Source organism: Okeania sp., from assembly GCF_983059655.1.
In genome coordinates this window covers 1-3,929 of record NZ_CEZPJD010000745.1, presented here as the reverse complement: position 1 = coordinate 3,929, position 3,929 = coordinate 1, and the positions used below count along the sequence as shown (strand labels likewise).

The window sequence follows — 3,929 nt, the reverse complement described above, 5'->3', positions numbered from 1 at the left end:
TAAATACTTAGCAAACTACGGATTTATATACTACTTTTAATGATATAAATTGAAGTGCGGAATGTGGGTAGGAATGTTCCATGAAACATCCCTACAGGGTTGACTATTTTTCTAGGCAACGCTCTAACAAGCACTTGTGTTATCAGATGCGTTACAACACACTCTACTAGACCATCATATATTCTAAAACAGTGCCTTACAACAGATTACTGATTAACAAAATCCGTTTATCCGTGCCATAATCCGTGTCTAGCCGTTCCTCCTCTAATAATAATCCTGCATCGCCTTCACCTCTAACGCTCCAGACTTCAACGCTCGAATCGCTGCCGCCGTTGCTTTCGCACCTGCAATAGTCGTAATTAACGGCACTTTATAATCTAACGAACTCCGCCGAATTTTAATCCCATCAGCACGCGCTTCCTCTCCAGAAGGAGTTGTAATAATCAACTGAATTTCTCCATTTTTAATCCCATCCAAAACATTAGGTCGCCCTTCATGCAACTTCAACATCAACGCCACATCCAAACCATGCAAACACAATACCTTCCGAGTTCCCTCAGTCGCTATCACTTTCAAACCCAACTCAATCAAATCCTTAACCACTGGTACAACTGCTTCTTTATGCCGATCGCTCATCGACACAAACACAGTTCCCTCCAAAGGCAACTTTTGCCCTGCAGATAACTGTGCTTTAGCAAAAGCTTTACCAAAGTCAACATCAATACCCATAGCCTCACCAGTAGAGCGCATTTCTGGTCCTAATATTGTATCTGTACCAGGGAATTTAGCAAATGGTAACACTGCTTCTTTCACCGAAACATGACCGGGAATTTGTTCCTCTACAAAACCTAATTCCTCTAATTTTTTTCCAGACATCACCCGCGATGCCATTTTTGCCAAGGGTACACCTATTGCTTTAGAGACAAAAGGTACTGTCCGTGATGCACGGGGGTTTGCTTCCAAAATATATACGGTTTCCCCTTGCACTGCAAACTGAATATTCATTAACCCAATAACATTCAACGCTTTTGCCAGAGCAACAGTCCATTGGCGAATTGTTTCCACCGCAGCAGGAGCTAAAGTTTGATAAGGAATAGAGCAAGCAGAGTCACCAGAGTGAATACCCGCTTCCTCAATATGTTCCATGATGCCACCGATAACTACCTGACCTGTGGCATCAGCAATAGCATCCACATCTACCTCAATAGCATTTTCCAAGAATTTGTCAATTAAAATAGGATGTTCCGGTTCCACCTGTACCGCAAACTTCATATAACGTTCCAACTCTTGGTCAGAATAGACAATTTCCATCGCTCTACCTCCCAATACATAGGAAGGTCGCACCACTACTGGATAACCTATTTTTTGTGCAACTGCTAACGCATCCTCAAAACTACGAGCGAGACCATTTGCTGCTTGACGAATATCTAAATCTCGTAAAATGTGCTCAAACCTTTCTCGATCTTCTGCGGTATCAATAGAGTCTGGCGAGGTACCCCAGATTTTAGTTTGGGAAGGAGTTTCTATTTGTTCTAAATACTTCTGGAGGGGAACTGCTAATTTCAGGGGTGTTTGACCGCCAAACTGAACAATAATTCCTTTTGGGTTTTCCGCCTCAATAATATTTAGTACGTCTTCTTTAGTTAAAGGTTCAAAATAAAGACGATCGCTCGTATCATAGTCAGTCGAAACAGTTTCCGGATTAGAATTCACCATAATTGTTTCAAACCCATCCTCTCCCAGAGCATAACTAGCATGACAACAACAATAATCAAATTCTATTCCCTGACCGATACGGTTTGGTCCACCTCCGAGAATCATTACCTTTGGTTTTTCAGAGGGCAAAACTTCTGACTCTTCTTCATAAGTAGAATAATAGTAAGGTGTCAGTGCCTCAAACTCTGCTGCACAAGTATCAACTGTTTTATAAGCAGGTTTAACTCCCAAGCTTAACCGATAACTTCTAACTTCATCCTCATCAGTCTTACTACAATAGGCAATTTGGCGATCGCTAAAACCCTGCCGTTTAATATCCCACATCTGCTCTTTTGTCAACTCCTTGAGCGGAGTCAGCTTAATCAATTTTTCTGTATCGGTTAACTCCCGCATCTTATCCAGAAACCAAATATCAATTCCCGTCAATTCATAAATTTCTTCTACTGTCATACCCAACAATAAAGCATGACGTACTGTAAATACTCTTTCTGGGTTAGGCGTGCGTAACCCCGAGCGTACTTGTTCTAAACTAGGTAACTTTTCCCAGCGATCGCCACCAAAACCAGCTCTACCTGTTTCTAGAGACCGCAACGCTTTCTGAAACGACTCTTGGAATGTCCGACCTATTGCCATTGCTTCTCCCACCGACTTCATCTGAGTTGTCAGCACTGCTTGGGAACCCGGAAACTTCTCAAAAGCAAATCTAGGAATTTTTGTGACTACATAATCAATAGTCGGTTCAAAACTAGCAGGTGTCTTTTTAGTAATATCGTTAGGAATTTCATCTAAGGTGTAACCCACTGCTAATTTTGCTGCCATTTTAGCAATAGGAAAACCAGTAGCTTTTGATGCCAAAGCTGAAGAGCGACTCACCCGAGGGTTCATTTCAATCACAATAATATCCCCATTCACCGGGTTGGTGGCAAATTGAATATTGGAACCCCCAGTTTCTACCCCTATTTCCCGGATAATTTTAATCGAAGCATCTCGTAGTCGTTGATATTCTTTATCCGTTAATGTTTGAGCTGGAGCAACAGTGATCGAGTCTCCAGTATGTACACCCATCGGGTCAATATTTTCGATCGAACAGATAATTACTACATTATCTGCCAAATCTCGCATTACCTCCAGTTCATATTCTTTCCAACCAATCAACGATTTTTCCACTAGGATTTGAGATACCGGACTAGCATCTATCCCTGCTTGTGCCATTACTTCGTATTCTTCCTGATTGTAAGCAATACCTCCTCCTGTCCCCCCCAGAGTGAAAGCAGGGCGAATAATTAGGGGATAAGTGCCGATTTCGTTGGCAAGCGCCTTTGCCTCTGCCCAACTACTAGCGATACCCGATGGACAAACCGGAATGCCAATTCGAGCCATTGCTTCTTTAAATAGCAGTCGGTCTTCGGCCATTTCAATTGCTGGTAGTTTAGCCCCAATTAACTCAACACCATACTTAGCTAAAGTACCATTTTTGGCCAAGGATACTGCTATATTTAAAGCTGTCTGACCTCCCATTGTGGGTAGGAGAGCATCTGGTCGTTCTTTGGCAATGACTTTTTCTACAAGTTCAGGGGTCAAGGGTTCGATGTAAGTACATTCGGCAATTTCTGGGTCTGTCATAATTGTTGCTGGATTGGAGTTAACCAGCACAACCTCAAATCCTTCTTCTCTAAGAGCTTTACAAGCTTGTGTACCACTATAGTCAAATTCACAGGCTTGGCCAATAACGATCGGACCAGAACCAACAAGTAGAATTTTGCGTATATCTTGGCGTCGCGGCATAAATTTATATTTATTTGTTTGACAATTAAGGGTTAATTCACAGTATTTTAAGGGTTAGTATAGTTGTAGTGTTATGATATACAGACCAATTTTATATTTGGGCATTTAAATGATGAGTTTTAAATACTCTGAAAAAAAGAATAAGGAATGATTAATTGTTAATTTAATTAATTATATAATCCTCCTATATTATGATTAATTAATCTGACTTGATAGAAGTCGAAATTAATATTTTTAACTTTTGTCCAAGAAATAAGCTCTCAGACCTTTCCTTATTAATGAGGATCGGGACTTACGCAACATAAGAAAATATAAACCACTTGTAGGGGTTAACTGCTGTTAACTCATATTTTAGATATAGTCGCTCTGCTTTCCTACGGAATGCTGCGCAAACAGTAGGAGGTACTGATAATTGGTAACTAATAACT

The 3,929-nt window shown here is 40.9% G+C and carries 1 protein-coding gene; it reads right to left on the bottom strand.

Annotation, left to right across the window (positions count from 1 at the left end; genetic code table 11):
• Nucleotides 1–264: 264 nt before the first annotated feature.
• Complete coding sequence (gene carB, locus AC3DU7_RS27700; protein WP_488042479.1) at nt 265–3,501, bottom strand: carbamoyl-phosphate synthase large subunit; 3,237 nt, start codon at nt 3,499–3,501, stop codon at nt 265–267.
• Nucleotides 3,502–3,929 lie beyond the last annotated feature (428 nt).